This is a genomic window from Yoonia sp., assembly GCF_042093035.1.
In the GTDB taxonomy this organism is placed as follows: Bacteria; Pseudomonadota; Alphaproteobacteria; order Rhodobacterales; family Rhodobacteraceae; genus Yoonia.
In genome coordinates this window covers 1-16,319 of the sequence record NZ_JBELFI010000013.1, presented here as the reverse complement: position 1 = coordinate 16,319, position 16,319 = coordinate 1, and the positions used below count along the sequence as shown (strand labels likewise).

Sequence of the window (16,319 nt, the reverse complement as noted above, 5' to 3'; positions counted from 1 at the left end):
AAGCCGGGAGTAGCGCGCTGCCAAGCAGGCAAAGGCAAAGGAAAAGGAAAAGGAAAAGAAGCAGCCGCAATTTCGGCTCAGTCACCAAAAATCATTTCTGCCAACCAATGATTAGCGTAGTTCGTATTACGGACACTGGGGCAAATTGACAGTATCTGGACAATTGGTCACGCTCGCAAAATGCTAAGACAATACAACTCCGTTCGCGAAACCTACGACCGCTTTGGCTGGGACATCCCCGGGCATTACAATATCGGTGTGGATATCTGCGACAAACACGCAGCGCGCACGCCCGACAAGACGGCCATCATTGATGTCGCCGACGATGGAAAAACCACCACCTACAGCTTTTCTGCTTTGCGCGATCTGTCCAATCAACTGGCAAATGTCCTGACACAGAGCGCGGCGGTTGGCGACCGGGTCGCAGTACTTTTACCGCAATGTGTAGAAACCGCTGCGGGCCATATCGCGATCACCAAGTTGGGAGCGATTTCACTGCCGCTGTTCACCCTTTTCGGGCCCGAGGCACTTCTGCATCGCCTGAAAGATGCAGGCGCAAGGGTCATCATCACAAATGCCGCTGGCGCCAGGGCCATCGCGGACATCGCGGATGCGCTGCCTGACTTGCGACAGATCCTCTGTATTGATGGGCCACAACCGAATGCCGCCTGTTTCCGCTCCGCCTGCGCACGGGCAGAGACAAGCTTTACGCCCAAGGATACGCTGGTGGATGATCCTGCGATTTTGATTTACACCTCCGGCACGACGGGCGCGCCCAAAGGGGCGTTACATGCGCATCGCGTCCTTTTGGGGCACCTGCCCGGCGTGGAGATGAGCCATGATTTCTTCCCCCAACAGGGTGATATAATATGGACGCCCGCCGATTGGGCATGGATCGGGGGCCTGCTGGACGTGCTCATGCCGGCGCTTCATCACGGGGTGCCTGTTGTTGCCTGCAGGTTCAAAAAATTCACAGCGCAGGCAGCCTTTGATCTGATCCGTTCGCAAGGGATTACCAATGCGTTTTTACCACCGACCGCACTGAAGTTGATGCGGCGCGATACCCCGGCAGAACCTGTGCCCATGCGGTCCGTTGCAAGTGGCGGCGAAACCTTGGGCAAAGAGCTGATTGCCTGGGGAAAGGAGGTCTTTGGTACCACGATCAACGAATTTTACGGGCAGACCGAATGCAACATGATCGTCTCATCCTGTGGCGCACTCGCACCGGCCGAGCCGGGGGTGACGGGCTTTGCGGTACCGGGTCATATCGTTGATATCATTGACGAAGACAGCGCCAGCATCTGCGCCATTGACGCGGAAGGCAGCATCGCGGTGCGTGCCCCCGATCCGGTGATGCTCTTGCGCTATTGGAACAATCCAGAGGCGACGGCGGCGAAATTCATCCGCATTGACGGGCATGACTGGCTGCTGACCGGTGACAAAGGCTGCAAGACAGCGTCCGGTCGGATCCGGTTTATCGGACGCGACGACGACATCATCAATTCGGGGGGGTACCGCATCGGGCCTGCTGAAATCGAAGATTGCCTCATTACGCATCCAGCGGTGCACTTAGCTGGCGTGATCGGTTTGCCCGACCCGATCAGAGGCGAGGTTGTCGCGGCGTTTATCCAACTCAGTGACGGGATCGACGGCACAGAGATGCTCGCCGATGAAATCGCAGACCATGTGAGGACGCGGCTGGCCGCATACGAATTCCCGCGTGTGGTGCGGTTCATCGACAGGATGCCGATGACCACCACAGGCAAGATCATCCGGGCAGAATTACGCCCAAAGACGTAATGCTCTCATGCCTCTTGCTGGCATCATCACGACCCTCGGTGTGAAGGGCTCTGGCATCACATTTATGCACGACAGGTTTGATCCTGACGGCAAAGCGTCTACCTTTGAAAAAGCCCCGACAAAGGACTTATGCCATGCTGCGTTATGCGACCGCTCTTTTCTCAATATTGGCCCTGCCTGCCGCTGCGCAATGCGTCGGCGACAGTTTCTATGACTTGCTGGGTGCCGATCAAAAGGCAGAGCTGGAAGCCAGCGTCGCCGATCTGCCCTACGCAAGGGGGCTGACCTGGGCTGCGACACGCGGCGAGGATACGCTGACGATCCTTGGCACGATACACGTTTTTGACCCACGGCTCGCTCCCATCCGGGAAAAGACGGGCGAAGCGCTCCGCAGCGCAGACCTTGTCATGCTTGAAGCGACCCCCGTGGAAGAAGCCGCATTGCAAGACATGATTACAACCGACCCGGGCCGATTGTTCATCGTCGATGGCCCTACCCTGCCGGAGCGTCTGGACGAAGAAACATGGCAACTGGTGTCCGATGCCGCCACGCAGCGGGGGATTCCGGGGTTCATGGCGGCCAAAATGCAGCCATGGTATCTGTCCCTGACCTTAGCCATTCCACCTTGCGCTATGCAGGAAATGACGTCGGGCCTGAGTGGGCTGGACAAGATGGTCATCGCAGACGCGCAGGCCGCAGGCGTTCCAATGCAGGCGCTGGAGCCTTTTACGGTTCTGTTTGATCTTTTTGAAGGTCAAAGCATCGCAGAGCAAATCGACATGCTGCGCGTCAATATGCTGGACCCTGCGCTCCAGCAGCAGATGTTCGTTGCAATGCTGGATCTCTATTTTGCTGAGGAGGTCGGCAAGCTCTGGAACATGTCGCGGATCGCGATCGCGCAAACGCCGGGGCTTGATCCGGTCGAAGGCATGGCCATTTTTGAGCAAATGCAGGCGTCATTGCTGGACCAGCGCAACCGGAATTGGTTCGAAGTCATCAAGGAGGCGACCGCGTCCAACGATGATATCTTCATAGCCATCGGTGCGGCACATTTGATCGGTGATGCAGGCATCCTGCAATTGCTGGAGAACGACGGCTGGACCGTTACACAGATCCCGTAGGCTGTGGCGGCAAGAGGCGCTTTTTGAGGTAGGGCATGTGCCGATGCCATTGAATGCCGTGCAAAAAGCCGGAGGGCTTGACTTCACCAGTCGTTCTTCGGTCTCATTCGAATTGGAGCCCCGGGAAACTTTGAGACCGCGAACGGAGCAGAGATTATCTGCCAGATGTCCCGATTGATTGTGGCCATAGAAAATCTCAACCGAACGACCGTTTTGCTGGCTGAAAGAGGCCCCAAATGCAGCATCCGACAGTTTGGCCCCACGTTCGCGTTTGCTGCAAACCATGCCAGTCTGCGCCTTCTTGGTGTGGCCTTAGAATCCAGTCCGAAACACCCCACCTAAACGTCCCCAAAATCCTTCAACCCCTGCCGTCCAGCAGTGGTCAAATCATAAATCCCGCGTTCGACGCGCTGAAACCAGCCGTAATGATCGGCAGCCATAATCTGCGTGGCATGCGGGACTTCGGCCCATGCCTTGATCTGGGCGCCTTTGGATGGCCCGTGAACGGCCAGAAAACGCGCACATTTCAATGCATCCTGCCGGTAGCCCGTGACAATCCCGTGCCGCGTCGCACCGCCAGCATTGGGATCGCCGTCCAATCGGTCAAACGCCCGCAAGAGCCGTGTTTTCTTCTTCTTGGATTGACGCGCGGCATAGGGGCCGGGATCAGCCAGCACTTCGACAAACCCATCGCGTGTACGCACCGTCAGCACGCCAAGCCCGGCCCTGCGCGCCAGCTTCACATTCGCCTTCAGCGCCTTGGCTTTACCTCCCGCCGGAACAGCCAGATAGACATTGTCTGTTACAGCAAGGCGGTCGACACCCTGATGAAACAGCGCCAGTGAAAAACCCAGTTTCAGTTCAACCACGACAAGCTCGTCACCACGCCTGCCCACAACATCCGCCGCACCCACCTCACCTTTCACCGCATAGCCTTGGCGTTGCAGATAGGCTTTGACGGGCGGGTAAAGATCGGCTTCGCGGGGCATGTCTCGGGTCTCCTGTGCGGTAGCCAACTGGAAATGAACGCAAGGCGCAAGCCCAATGGGGTGACAGTCCGGAGGGACGCTCTTATACAGGCCTCAAATCGCATTTCATCGAAAGAGACCCCCATGACAACGCTCGTATTTGGCCACAAGTCACCGGACACCGACAGCACCGGATCCCCCTTGATTTGGGAATGGTTCCTGAACCATACCGGGATTGCGGCAAAGGCCGCCCTTCTTGGTGCGCCAAACACGGAAGCTGCATTTGTCGCCAAACGCTGGGGTTTTGAATTGCCGGATGTGATTGCAGATGTGGAAAATGACCAGTCCTGCGTGATCGTTGACACCAACAACCCATCTGAGTTGCCCGCGAACATCAACAACGCCGATGTGCTGGCGATCATTGACCACCACAAGCTGGCCGGCGGGCTTGAGACGAAGAACCCGATCAACGTCACAATCCGCCCTTTGGCCTGCACCGCCACAATCATGCATCAGATGATGGGCGCACATGCGGACCATATGCCAGAGGGCATCAGGGGCCTGATGCTGTCGTGCATCCTGTCTGACACGCTGGCGTTCCGCTCACCCACCACAACAGAGATGGACAAGGATCTGGCAGAGGTGCTCGCCAAGGACCTCGGTATTGATATTGAAGCCTATGCAAGCGAAATGTTCGCCGCGAAATCCGATGTGTCTGCGTTCTCCGATGCGGAGCTTTTGCGCATGGACAGCAAGGAATACACAGTCGATGGCAAGAAGTTCCGCGTTTCTGTGCTTGAAACAACCGCGCCGCAGACCGTGCTGGACCGCAAAGCGTCCCTGATGGAAACCATGCCAACCGTCGCCAGCGAAGACGGCGTGGATCAGGTGCTGCTCTTCGTCGTTGATATCCTCAAGGAAGAGGCGACGATGCTGATCCCGAACGACCTGACCAAAACCGTGGCGGAGAAATCCTTTGATGCGGCAGTTGAAGGCGACAGCGTCGTGCTGCCCGGCGTCATGAGCCGCAAGAAGCAGATCATTCCAAATCTGAAAGCCTAAGCGTCAATCCCCCGCGCAACATAAAGTGAGCAGATGACCGAGATTATCGAAGAATTCGCAGCGGTCTCTGACCGATACGACGCGGCATTTGTGGATCTGTGGGGCTGTATGCACAACGGTGTCGCAGCCATGCCAGAGGCGGTGGCCGCCATGCAGAAATATCGTGCGGCGGGCGGAATTGTGGTGCTGGTCACCAATTCCCCGCGACCATGGGATTCTGTCGCAAGGCAAATCCACGACCTTGGCGTGGACGACGACGCATGGGACGCGATTGCAACGTCCGGCGATAGCGCGCGCGCCGCGATGTTCCGGGGGATTGTCGGTGAAAAGATCTGGTTCATGGGCGAAAGCCCCCGTGACGACGATTTCTTCAAACCGCTCAGCATCATCAAAGACCCCGTCAACATTCAAAAAGTCCCGCTGGATGAGGCCGAGGGGATAGTCTGCTGCGGCCCGTTCGACCCTTTGGCCGATGTGGACGTGAACCGGCCAGAGTTCTTATATGCCAAGCAAAAGGGCCTGAAACTGCTTTGTGCGAACCCTGATATCATCGTGGACCGTGGTGAGGTGCGTGAATGGTGTGCAGGCGCCGTCGCCGCGCTTTATACGGAAATGGGCGGTGAGAGCCTCTATTTCGGCAAACCACACCCACCCATCTATGACCTCGCACGGCGCAGATTGGCCGCTTTGGACAACGCGCCGTCTGATCCGCGCATCATTGCGATTGGCGATGGCATTGGCACGGATGTTTTGGGCGGTGTGCAGGAAGACCTTGATGTTTTGTTCATCTCAGGCGGCCTCGCAGCGGCGGAAACCAAGACAACGCGCCAGCCTGACCCCGATGCTCTCAAGCGGTATCTGGAAGGCGAACAAATGAGCGCAACATTCACAATCGGGCACCTCCGCTAGCAGGAATCACTTGATCTTTCTGCGTTTGCAAAGTAATAAAATTACAAATTAGACGGACAGCCGGACTATTTGTTACTTAATGGAGCCTGACATGTTAGATAACGCCCCCCGCGGAACGATCTGCATCGAAGATATCGAAATCGGCATGATCCGGTCATTGCGCAAGGTCATCACCGACCGTGACATTGAAATGTTCGCCGAGGTTTCCACTGATCGCAACCCTGTTCACCTTGACGAAGACTACGCCCAAGAAACGATTTTTGCGGGGCGTATTGCGCATGGCATGCTCACTGCCGGTTTGGTGAGCGCCGTGATTGGCGAACAGCTTCCGGGTCATGGCACAGTGTATTTGGGTCAAAGCCTGAAATTTCTCGCCCCTGTGCGCCCCGGCGACATGGTCTTGGCAGAAGTTGAAGTGACCGAAATCGACCACTCAAAGCGCCGTGTCACGATGAACACGCGCTGCCTGGTCAACGACAAGAAAGTCCTTGTCGGCGATGCAACCGTATTGGCGCCATCGCGTAAATTCGACTAAGCCCGCGCGCGTACTTGCACGGCCTTGCGGGCTCAGCTACGCAAAGCCATGCGCATTATTCGTGACACAACTTTCATTGATCCATCCGACCGCGGCGCAGCGGCGGCAATCGGAAATTTCGATGGTGTTCATATCGGTCACCAAGCCGTCATCGACCTGACCCGCGCGGCCGCCAGGAGCGTACATGCACCGCTCGGCATCATGACGTTTGAGCCCCACCCCCGCAGCTATTTCTCACGTAGCGAAACGCCGTTTCGCCTGATGAACGCGGAGGCCAAGGCGAACCGCCTTGCGAAGCTGGGCGTCGAAAAGCTCTATGAGGTGCCATTTAACGCGGCCCTCGCCAGCCTGACCCCGCGTGAATTTGCGCAAGCGATCATCGCGGACCAGCTTGGTTTAAGGCACGTCGTGGTTGGCGCTGATTTCCGCTTTGGCAAGGACCGGGCAGGTTCTGTCGCGGACCTACAGACATTTGGAAAGGAAATGGGATTTGGCGTCACTATCGCCCCTATCATGACCATCGCTCAGGCCAACATTTCCTCTACCGCGATCCGGCAGGCCCTGAGCGACGGCAACCCGCGCGATGCCGCCGCAATGCTCGGCCATTGGCACCGGATCGAGGGGGAGGTGATCCGCGGCGACCAACGCGGCCGCGATCTTGGGTATCCGACAGCGAATATGTCGATCACGGGCCTGCATCCGCCAAGGTTCGGGGTCTATGCCGTGAAAGTCGATGTGCTGGATGGGCCGCACAAGGGCACCTACAATGGGGCCGCCTCTATCGGTGTCCGCCCGATGTTTGGCGAAAACGTCCCGAACTGCGAAACTTTCATTTTTGATTTCAAAGGCGATCTTTACGGAACGACCCTTTCGGTTGCTCTTGTGAACTACCTGCGGCCTGAAATGAAATTCGACAATCTGGACGCATTGATTGCTCAGATGGATGCCGATTGTGACATTGCCCGAAAGATACTCGCCGATGTCAAATGAGATCCCGCGCAGCGGTCTGGCCGACCGGTTCTGGGAAACCAAACCAATGGCAAAGCTTAACCAGAAAGAATGGGAAGCACTTTGCGACGGTTGCGGCAAATGCTGCCTCAATAAGCTTGAGGACGATGACGGCACCGTGGCCTTGACGCGCGTCGCCTGCCGATTGCTGGACAACACCACCTGCCTGTGCAGCAATTATAAAAATCGTCATCAATATGTGCCTGAATGCATCGTCTTGAACCCGGCAACCATCGAAAAGAACCTCTACTGGCTGCCGCTGACCTGCGGTTACCGGCTTATCTATGAAGGTCGCGATTTGTATGATTGGCATCCGCTGATCTCTGGCGATCCAAATTCCGCGCATGAAGCGGGCATTTCGATGCAAGGCCGCACCCTGTCTGAAGTGACAGTCGATGAAGACGACTGGGACGATCACATCATAGAGGAGCCGTACTAGATGTATTTCGCCTCTGACAACGCGGGCCCCGCGCATCCCAAGGTTATGGAAGCGTTGATGAAAGCCAACGAAGGCTATGCAACGGGTTACGGTGGCGACGCAATCATGGACGAAGTGCGCGCACAAATTCGCGACGTATTCGAAGCGCCTGAAGCCGCCGTTTACCTTGTCATCAACGGGACGTCGGCGAATTCCATCTTGTTGGGCACGATGACCCAACCTTGGGAAACGGTCTTTTGCAGCGACTGGGCGCATATCCATAAAGACGAAGGACATGCACCCGAATTCTACACCGGGTCCAAACTGACACTGGTGCCTTCAACGGCTGGCAAGATGTCCGTCGATGACTTGCAGCACGCGATCTTGGGCGAAGGAAATCGGGGCGTGCATGGCTCTCAGCGCGGGCCGATTTCGATCACGCAAGTGACTGAGTTTGGTACGATTTATACGCTGGATGAGATCAAAGCACTGACTGCGACCGCACAAGAATTCGGTCTGAAAACCCATCTTGATGGCGCGCGGTTTGCCAATGCGATGGTGGCGCTTGATTGTTCAGCGGCCGAAATGACGTGGAAGGCCGGTATCGATACCGTTAGCTTCGGCGGCACCAAGAACGGCGCAGTGGCTGTCGAGGCCTGCGTGATCTTCGACCCCGATCTGGCGTGGGAATTTGAGCTGCGGCGCAAGCGCGGCGGGCATCTGCTATCCAAACACCGCTTTTTGTCGGCGCAGATGAATGCCTATCTGACGGATGATCTGTGGTTGGACTTGGCGCGTGCGGCCAATGCGCAATGCGTGCAACTTGCCGAGGGGTTGCGCGGACATGACGGCGCGGACATCCTTTTTGAACCGCAAGCCAACATGATCTTCTTCAACATGACGCGCCAGGAACACAAGCGGATGCTTGATGCCGGGGCCGTCTATTATGTTGAAAACGGAGATCCCTACGCAGGCGACCCCGAAGAACGCCTCATGGGCCGTTTGGTCACGGATTGGTCAATCACCGCCGCGTGCGTAACCCAATTCCTCGATCTTTTGAGAGGTTAGATTTTCCCTGCGAGATGCGCGTCCAGATCATCGATGCGGTCCTCACCCCAGAAACGCTCTCCCCCATCTGTGATAAGGAATGGCGCGCCAAAGGCACCTGCGCTCACGGCATCTTCGAGGTTTTTGGCGAAGGTGTCGGCGCTGGTCAGCATGTCTTTGTCAGCGAGCGCTGGGTCAAACCCGGCGGCCTCCAGACAATCCCGCACCACATCATCCTGAGAGATATCACGCTCATCCGTCCAGCACGCTTTGCCAAATGCATGGACAAGGGCAGCAACATCACCGCCCGTATTCTGCGCCGCGATAATCGCATAGGCGGAAGGGGCCGCATTGGTCGGCCAGAACATTGGTTTGAGGTTCAATGGCACCCCGACGACTTTCGCACGGCGCGCCATATCTTGCAGCCGATATTCCTGCCGGTTGGGGTGGCGGTCCTTAGGTGGCGTGCCGCCTGTGCGGGCAAACAGCCCCATGATATCCAGCGGCTTATAGGTGATCGACGCGCCATGCTTTTCCGCAATCTCGGCGGGTCGTGTGCCGCTGAGATAGGTGAACGGCGAAATCGTTGCGAAGTAGTAGTCGATATGTGCCATTTTCGGCTCCCAAACGTGCTGAATTCTTTGCGAGACGGTAAGCTTGTGTTACGCGGTGTCAACGCCACGAATCTGTTACATTGCAGTAACCGCCCCTGTCGCCAAAGGACCCAACCCCATGCCCACAATGATCGAACCAAAGCTGATTGCCGGCAACGCAAACCAGCCACTGGCAAATGCGATTGCGCGCCGCATGTCGATGCATCGCGGCATGGATGTGGGCCTTTGCGAAGCGCGGGTCGAACGCTTCAACGATGGTGAGGTTTTCGTTGAGGTTTATGAGAACGTGCGTGGCGAGGACATGTTCATCGTGCAGCCAACGTCAAACCCAGCAAATGACAACCTGATGGAGCTTTTGATTATCGCGGACGCGCTGCGCCGATCCTCCGCTGCGCGTATCACGGCTGTCATCCCCTATTTTGGTTACGCCCGTCAGGATCGCCGCTCAAAAGCGCGGACGCCGATCACGGCGAAGCTTGTGGCGAATATGATTGTCGAAGCCGGCATCGAACGCGTTCTTACCCTGGATTTGCATGCAACGCAGATTCAGGGTTTTTTCGATATTCCGGTTGATAACCTCTATGCCTCTCCGATCTATGCGTTGGATGCGATGCATAACTTCCGTGGCAAGATGGATGAGGTGATGGTGGTCTCTCCCGATGTTGGCGGCGTGGCCCGTGCCCGTGACTTGGCCCAACGCATTAGCGCGCCTTTGTCGATCGTTGACAAGCGGCGCGGCAAGCCCGGCGAAGTGGCAGAGATGACAGTGATCGGTGACGTCAAAGACAAGGTCTGCGTGATTGTCGACGACATTGTCGATACGGCAGGCACGCTTTGCAAAGCGGCTGAAGTGCTGATGGAAAACGGCGCCAAGGAAGTCCATGCCTATATTACACACGGTGTCCTGTCCGGCCCAGCCGTTGATCGCGTATCCAAATCCGTGATGAAGAGCCTGGTAATAACCGACACGATCCTTGCCACGGATTCGGTCAAAGGCTGCAAGAACATCCGGATTGTACCAACGGCCCCCATGTTCGCGCAGGCGATCCTGAACACTTGGAACGGCACGTCTGTGTCGTCCTTGTTCGATCACAAGACGTTGGGCCCGATCTATGAAGGGCTTTATGCTGCCGAATAACGGCTAGTAGAGCGCCCAATCGTCGTCATTGGGCAATGCACCAATCGCCGTCCATGCGACGCGCATTCGGGCGATCTGTGTGTCGTTCCATGTGCGAAACGCGATCTCGAACCCGGTTTCCGTGATATCCTCTGCCCGTAGATCAACGCGGTTATTGCTGTTGTTGGAAATATCCCACATTGAAATTGCGACCTGCACATGCGGCGGCGATAGAAACGCAGCGCCGAAATTCACCGCCTCGCGCGCAAGTCGTTTGCCGGTGCCGCGCCACATCTCCCCGTCATCCTCAAAGTCGGAGAACATGGTGACCTCGCCATGATCGAGGCCGATTGAGCCGCTCTTGAATCGTTGCATCGCGTTTACGCGTTATCCTCTCAAATCCTGGTCGTCAAAATACGTGCGAGAGCGCCAGCCGCATCGTCAGACAGGAGGTGCTAACACTTGGTTAATACTTGATTGGTAAATCATCCTTAACAATTTGCAAACGCAAGGTGAGATGATGATGCAACGGTCCGTGTGGTTTTTGTTGGTGTGTAGCGCATTATTGGCCGGGTGCGGTGGCAGTAGTGCGGGCAGCGGCGGTGGCGGCGGCGGTGGTGGTACGGGCGGCGCACCTGCCGATGCTGACGCCGGCGATGAAGAGACCGGTGAAGGCAGCGGTGAAGGCAGTGGAGAAGAAGAAGGCGGTGGCGAAACCGATCCCATCGAAGTCACACTGGCTGCATATCAAGACAGCTTTGGCGCGACCTACTCGGCGTTTTACAGCAGCACACCATTTGCCCTTGCGGACTTGACCGGCGACACCCCGTCGTCCGTCGCAGTTAGCTATCAGGGCCAGTTGTATTTATCCGCATATAGGGGCAGCCCTTTGGTTTCGGGGACGATGTATGGCGATGCCCAGTTAACAGTCCCCCTCTCCGGAGCGGGGATTACGGGGACCGCGACGGGTTTCGTAGGGAATTTCGCAGCCTTCGAGGTAAATGAAGTCGTCGCATTCGACGGGGAATTGAGCCTTAATTCGTGGTCAAACCCACAGAACATTGCACTAGCGGACGAGGTTGCGATTCAGGTGGAGGGCGATTTGACCTACACGACATATACATTCAATGTTGACGCAATTCTTGGGGGTAACTTCAGGGGCAACGACGGGGCGGTCTTCTTGGGGCAGGCGACGAATTTGGTCGCAGGCACACCCAGCGCCCCGGGTGAGATCAGCGTTTATACGCAAGGCATCAATGGCGTTGACGCCGCGACGGCGATCCTTGCTCTTGAACGGGTGACGGCCAACCCATAAAAAAGCCCCGCAACTGGCGGGGCTTTCTATTTTCTGTTCAGGGCAATCAGTTCTTTGGCATCAAACCAATGGTACCGCCGACTGCGACCATGTCAGACAGCAGCTTGGCTGCATCATCAACGGGGCCCGGCTCATTCTTGAAAGTCTCTTGCGCGCGCCCATAAGCCGCTTTCGCGTCTTCAACCATCTGGTCGTAGACCTCTTGCGTGACTTCGGACTGTGGCAAGGCTTGTTCAGCCAGAACCGAAACGCCGGTCGCTGTGATTTCCGCGAACCCGCCGGAGACGACATAGGCATCAGAACCGCCACCATGCACAACCGTCAAAACGCCGGGACGCAAAGTTGTGATCGTTGGTGCATGGTCAGCCATTGCCGTCATGTCACCGTCGGCGCCGGGAATCTGGACCTCGGTTGCCTCGACTGACGCCAACCGGCGCTCGGGCGAGACGAGATCGAATTGTAGGTTTGCCATGATGGCTTCTCCTTAGACCCGAATTTTACGCAGCGTCTGCTGCCATTTTTTCGGCTTTCGCTTTCACTTCGTCGATGCCGCCAACCATGTAGAAGGCGCCTTCCGGGAAGTGATCGTACTCGCCTGCAACAACAGCCTTGAACGATGCGATTGTGTCCTCTAGCGGCACCTGAACACCAGGAGATCCGGTAAAGACCTGTGCAACGTCGAACGGCTGCGACAGGAAGCGCTCGATCTTACGTGCGCGTGCAACGGTCAATTTGTCTTCTTCTGACAGTTCGTCCATGCCCAAAATCGCGATGATGTCCTGCAAGGATTTGTAACGCTGCAGCATCTGCTGAACGTCTGCTGCAACCGCGTAGTGCTCTTCACCAACGATCGCCGGGTCAAGCAGACGCGACGTGGAATCGAGCGGGTCCACGGCCGGGTAAATACCCTTTTCCGAAATCGCACGGTTCAGAACGGTTGTCGCGTCGAGGTGCGCAAACGATGTCGCAGGTGCGGGGTCTGTCAAGTCGTCCGCAGGCACGTAAATCGCCTGAACGGATGTGATAGAGCCGTTCTTGGTCGATGTGATGCGTTCTTGCATGGCGCCCATGTCGGTAGCCAAAGTAGGCTGGTAGCCCACAGCAGATGGAATACGACCCAAGAGCGCAGACACCTCCGAACCGGCCTGCGTAAAGCGGAAGATGTTATCCACGAAAAACAGAACGTCAGTACCGGACTGGTCGCGGAAAGATTCCGCCATTGTCAGACCAGACAAGGCAACACGCATACGCGCACCTGGCGGCTCATTCATCTGACCGTAAACCAAGGCCACTTTGGACTTGGTCAGATCGTCGGCGTTGATAACACCGGATTCGATGAATTCGTAGTACAGGTCGTTACCTTCGCGTGTACGCTCACCCACACCCGCGAAAACCGAATAGCCGGAGTGCACTTTCGCAATGTTGTTAATCAACTCCTGAATAAGAACGGTCTTGCCAACACCCGCACCCCCGAAGAGGCCAATTTTACCACCCTTCGCGTAGGGTGCGAGAAGGTCGATGACCTTGATCCCTGTCACCAGAACTTCGGACGCTGTGGACTGCTGCTCAAACGCAGGCGCCTCCGCGTGGATCGAACGGCGGCTTTCCTCGCCAATAGGCCCTTTTTCGTCAACCGGGTCGCCAACGACGTTCATGATACGACCCAAAGTCGCATCGCCAACCGGCACGGTGATAGTGTCGTCCTGGTCGATCACTTCCTGACCGCGGACCAACCCTTCGGTGGAGTCCATCGCGATGGCGCGCACTGTATTCTCACCAAGGTGCTGTGCGACCTCAAGTGTCAGCTCTTTGCCGTTATTGTCAGTTTTCAGCGCATTCAAGATCTCAGGCAGGTGGTCAGCGAACTGCACGTCGACGACGGCGCCGATGATCTGCGTGATCTTACCTTTTGCATTTGCCATTTTCGTATTCTCCGGGGTCTAGAGCGCTTCCGCGCCCGAAATAATTTCAATCAGCTCGTTGGTAATCACAGCCTGACGTGAACGGTTGTATTGGATTGTCAGCTTGTCGATCATTTCACCAGCGTTGCGCGTCGCGTTGTCCATCGCAGACATACGGGCACCCTGCTCGGACGCCGCGTTTTCCAGCAATGCGCTGAAAATTGCAGTGGCCACACCACGTGGCAGCAAGTCAGCGAGTATTTCCTCTTCGCCGGGCTCGTAGTCGTAAAGCGTGACGTCAGCATCTTCAGCCTGCTCAAATTTGGCAGGGATGATTTGCTGTGCGGTCGGGTGCTGGGTCACAACGTTTTCGAAGCGCGAGAAGAAGATCGTTGCGACATCGAAATCGCCCGCATCAAAGCTGCCAAGAACGTCTTTGGCGATGCCTTGCGCATCTGCGTAGCCCACGCGCTTGACCTCTGTCAGGTCAACGTGGTCAACGAAATACTTGGCCAGATCGCGCTTCATCGCGTCGCGGCCTTTCTTGCCGACGGTGACGATCTTGACCGTCTTACCTTCTGCAAGCAGCTTTTGCGCATGTGTTTTTGCCATCTTGGCGATGTTGCCGTTAAAGCCACCGCACAAACCGCGTTCTGCTGTCATGACGATCAAAAGCTGCACTTGGTCACTGCCCGTACCGGACAGCAGTTTTGGTGCAGAATCTGATCCGCCAACAGACGCGGCGAGCCCACCCATCACGGCGTTAAACCGTTCTGTGTAAGGGCGCGATGCCTCGGCTGCATCTTGAGCGCGGCGCAGTTTTGCGGCCGCGACCATCTGCATGGCCTTTGTGATCTTGCGGGTCGATTTGACCGACTCGATCCGATTTTTCAGGTCCTTAAGACTAGGCAAAGCAAAGTCTCCTTTGTCTCAAAGATTAAGCGAAGTCTTTTGCGAAAGCGTCGATTGCCGCTTTGATTTTCTCTTCGGCTTCACCTTTGATCTTGGGGTCATCCTTGGTAATCATTTCGAGCACGTCAGATGCGTTTGTGCGCATGTGCTTGAGCAGGCCAGCCTCAAAACGACCAACTTGCTTGACGTCGATCTTGTCGAGGTAACCTTTGGTGCCCGCATAGATCACGCAAACGATCTCGGCGTTGGTCAGCGGCGCATATTGTGGCTGCTTCATCAACTCTGTCAGGCGTGCACCGCGGTTCAGCAACTGCTGCGTGGCGGCATCAAGGTCGGAACCAAACTGTGCAAAGGCGGCCATTTCGCGGTACTGCGCAAGCTCAAGCTTAACCGGACCGGCAACCGACTTCATCGCGTTTGTCTGTGCGGACGAACCTACACGCGACACCGACAGACCGGTGTTCACCGCAGGGCGGATACCTTGGTAGAAGAGTTCGGTCTCAAGGAAGATCTGACCGTCAGTGATCGAAATCACGTTGGTGGGAATAAACGCGGACACGTCGCCGCCTTGGGTCTCAATGATCGGCAGAGCGGTCAAGGAACCGCCACCATTATCTTCGTTCAGCTTCGCGGAACGCTCCAACAGGCGGGAGTGGAGGTAGAAAACGTCACCGGGATAAGCTTCGCGGCCCGGTGGGCGACGCAGAAGCAAGGACATCTGCCGGTAAGATACAGCCTGCTTGGACAAGTCATCATAAATGATGAGCGCATGGCGGCCATTGTCGCGGAAATGCTCTGCCATGGCAGTTGCGGCATATGGCGCAAGAAACTGCATTGGCGCGGGGTCGGACGCGGTCGCGGCAACAATGATGGAATACTCAATCGCGCCGCTCTCTTCGAGCTTCTTGACCAACTGCGCAACCGTGGACCGCTTCTGACCAATAGCAACGTAAACGCAGTAAAGCTTGTCATACTCGTTTTCAGCGGCGTCGTTGTAAGACTTCTGGTTCAGGATCGTGTCGAGCGCCACAGCGGTTTTACCAGTCTGGCGGTCACCAATGATAAGCTCACGCTGGCCACGGCCAATCGGGATCATTGCGTCAACGGATTTCAGGCCAGTCGCCATCGGCTCGTGAACCGATTTGCGCGGGATAATGCCGGGCGCTTTGCTATCCGCAACGGCGCGCGTCTTTGTCTTGATCGGGCCTTTGCCGTCAAGCGGGTTACCCAGACCATCAACAACGCGGCCAAGCAATTCGTCGCCGACAGGCACGTCCACAATGGACTTCGTGCGCTTAACGGTGTCGCCTTCTTTAATGTCACGGTCGGAACCGAAGATAACAACGCCGACGTTGTCTGCCTCAAGGTTCAAGGCCATTCCGCGGATACCACCGGGGAATTCAACCATCTCACCGGCCTGCACGTTATCAAGGCCGTAAACGCGGGCGATACCGTCACCAACGCTAAGTACACGGCCAACTTCGGCCACTTCGGCTTCTTGACCGAAGTTTTTGATCTGGTCCTTCAGGATCGCAGAAATTTCAGACGCTTGGATCGCCATGTTATCCGACCTCTTTCATAGTGTTCTGGAG

Annotated in this window: 17 protein-coding genes; 10 read left to right on the top strand and 7 right to left on the bottom strand. The window is 56.5% G+C overall.

The window, feature by feature from the left end; genetic code table 11:
• The first annotated feature begins 180 nt into the window (after positions 1–180).
• The gene (locus ACFDSS_RS03615; protein ID WP_375254399.1) at positions 181–1,800 is read left to right on the top strand and encodes an AMP-binding protein; all 1,620 of its coding nucleotides are present in this window, start codon (positions 181–183) and stop codon (positions 1,798–1,800) included.
• Positions 1,801–1,934: 134 nt separating this feature from the next.
• Positions 1,935–2,921: a TraB/GumN family protein gene (locus ACFDSS_RS03610; protein WP_375254398.1), complete on the top strand. Its 987-nt coding sequence runs from the start codon at positions 1,935–1,937 to the stop codon at positions 2,919–2,921.
• Between the two features lie 338 nt (positions 2,922–3,259).
• Here ACFDSS_RS03610 and ACFDSS_RS03605 read toward each other — a convergent pair whose 3' ends face one another.
• Positions 3,260–3,910 (bottom strand): DUF2161 domain-containing phosphodiesterase, encoded by a 651-nt coding sequence (locus tag ACFDSS_RS03605; RefSeq protein ID WP_375254397.1) that lies wholly within the window; start codon positions 3,908–3,910, stop codon positions 3,260–3,262.
• 123 nt (positions 3,911–4,033) lie between these two features.
• Here ACFDSS_RS03605 and ACFDSS_RS03600 point away from each other — a divergent pair, with 123 nt between their 5' ends.
• From ACFDSS_RS03600 to ACFDSS_RS03575, 6 genes are all read left to right on the top strand, one after another.
• Positions 4,034–4,951, top strand: a complete 918-nt coding sequence (locus ACFDSS_RS03600; RefSeq protein ID WP_375254396.1) for a manganese-dependent inorganic pyrophosphatase — start codon at positions 4,034–4,036, stop codon at positions 4,949–4,951.
• A gap of 33 nt (positions 4,952–4,984) precedes the next feature.
• Complete coding sequence (locus ACFDSS_RS03595) at positions 4,985–5,860, top strand: TIGR01459 family HAD-type hydrolase (protein ID WP_375254395.1); 876 nt, start codon at positions 4,985–4,987, stop codon at positions 5,858–5,860.
• Between the two features lie 91 nt (positions 5,861–5,951).
• The gene (locus ACFDSS_RS03590; RefSeq protein ID WP_375254394.1) at positions 5,952–6,395 is read left to right on the top strand and encodes a MaoC family dehydratase; all 444 of its coding nucleotides are present in this window, start codon (positions 5,952–5,954) and stop codon (positions 6,393–6,395) included.
• A gap of 48 nt (positions 6,396–6,443) precedes the next feature.
• Positions 6,444–7,385 (top strand): bifunctional riboflavin kinase/FAD synthetase, encoded by a 942-nt coding sequence (locus tag ACFDSS_RS03585; RefSeq protein ID WP_375254393.1) that lies wholly within the window; start codon positions 6,444–6,446, stop codon positions 7,383–7,385.
• Entirely contained in the window at positions 7,375–7,842 is a 468-nt protein-coding gene (locus tag ACFDSS_RS03580) for a YcgN family cysteine cluster protein (protein WP_375254392.1), read from the top strand. Before ACFDSS_RS03585 ends, ACFDSS_RS03580 begins: the two co-directional genes overlap by 11 nt.
• On the top strand, positions 7,843–8,889 hold the full coding sequence (locus tag ACFDSS_RS03575; RefSeq protein WP_375254391.1) for a threonine aldolase family protein: 1,047 nt from the start codon (positions 7,843–7,845) through the stop codon (positions 8,887–8,889).
• Here ACFDSS_RS03575 and ACFDSS_RS03570 read toward each other — a convergent pair.
• Positions 8,886–9,482 carry a 2-hydroxychromene-2-carboxylate isomerase gene (locus ACFDSS_RS03570; RefSeq protein ID WP_375254390.1) on the bottom strand — a complete coding sequence of 199 codons (597 nt, stop codon included), beginning with the start codon at positions 9,480–9,482 and terminating at the stop codon, positions 8,886–8,888. The two genes, ACFDSS_RS03575 and ACFDSS_RS03570, sit on opposite strands and share 4 nt — an antisense overlap.
• Before the next feature lie 118 nt (positions 9,483–9,600).
• Between ACFDSS_RS03570 and ACFDSS_RS03565 the strand changes: the two genes are divergently transcribed.
• Positions 9,601–10,620 (top strand): ribose-phosphate pyrophosphokinase, encoded by a 1,020-nt coding sequence (locus ACFDSS_RS03565; RefSeq protein ID WP_375254389.1) that lies wholly within the window; start codon positions 9,601–9,603, stop codon positions 10,618–10,620.
• Positions 10,621–10,623: 3 nt separating this feature from the next.
• Here ACFDSS_RS03565 and ACFDSS_RS03560 read toward each other — a convergent pair whose 3' ends face one another.
• Positions 10,624–10,974 carry an H-type lectin domain-containing protein gene (locus tag ACFDSS_RS03560; RefSeq protein ID WP_375254388.1) on the bottom strand — a complete coding sequence of 117 codons (351 nt, stop codon included), beginning with the start codon at positions 10,972–10,974 and terminating at the stop codon, positions 10,624–10,626.
• Between the two features lie 148 nt (positions 10,975–11,122).
• Here ACFDSS_RS03560 and ACFDSS_RS03555 point away from each other — a divergent pair, with 148 nt between their 5' ends.
• On the top strand, positions 11,123–11,914 hold the full coding sequence (locus ACFDSS_RS03555) for a hypothetical protein (protein ID WP_375254387.1): 792 nt from the start codon (positions 11,123–11,125) through the stop codon (positions 11,912–11,914).
• Between the two features lie 46 nt (positions 11,915–11,960).
• Here the strand turns inward: ACFDSS_RS03555 and ACFDSS_RS03550 are convergent, their stop codons facing one another.
• Genes ACFDSS_RS03550 through atpA form a run of 4 tightly spaced genes read right to left on the bottom strand, consistent with a single transcriptional unit; the run spans position 11,961 to position 16,288 of the window.
• Entirely contained in the window at positions 11,961–12,386 is a 426-nt protein-coding gene (locus ACFDSS_RS03550; protein ID WP_375254386.1) for a F0F1 ATP synthase subunit epsilon, read from the bottom strand.
• 25 nt (positions 12,387–12,411) lie between these two features.
• On the bottom strand, positions 12,412–13,836 hold the full coding sequence (atpD, locus tag ACFDSS_RS03545; RefSeq protein ID WP_375254385.1) for a F0F1 ATP synthase subunit beta: 1,425 nt from the start codon (positions 13,834–13,836) through the stop codon (positions 12,412–12,414).
• A gap of 18 nt (positions 13,837–13,854) precedes the next feature.
• The gene (locus ACFDSS_RS03540) at positions 13,855–14,727 is read right to left on the bottom strand and encodes a F0F1 ATP synthase subunit gamma (protein WP_375254384.1); all 873 of its coding nucleotides are present in this window, start codon (positions 14,725–14,727) and stop codon (positions 13,855–13,857) included.
• A 25-nt stretch (positions 14,728–14,752) separates the two neighbouring features.
• Positions 14,753–16,288 (bottom strand): F0F1 ATP synthase subunit alpha, encoded by a 1,536-nt coding sequence (gene atpA, locus ACFDSS_RS03535; protein WP_375254383.1) that lies wholly within the window; start codon positions 16,286–16,288, stop codon positions 14,753–14,755.
• Between the last annotated feature and the right edge of the window lie 31 nt (positions 16,289–16,319).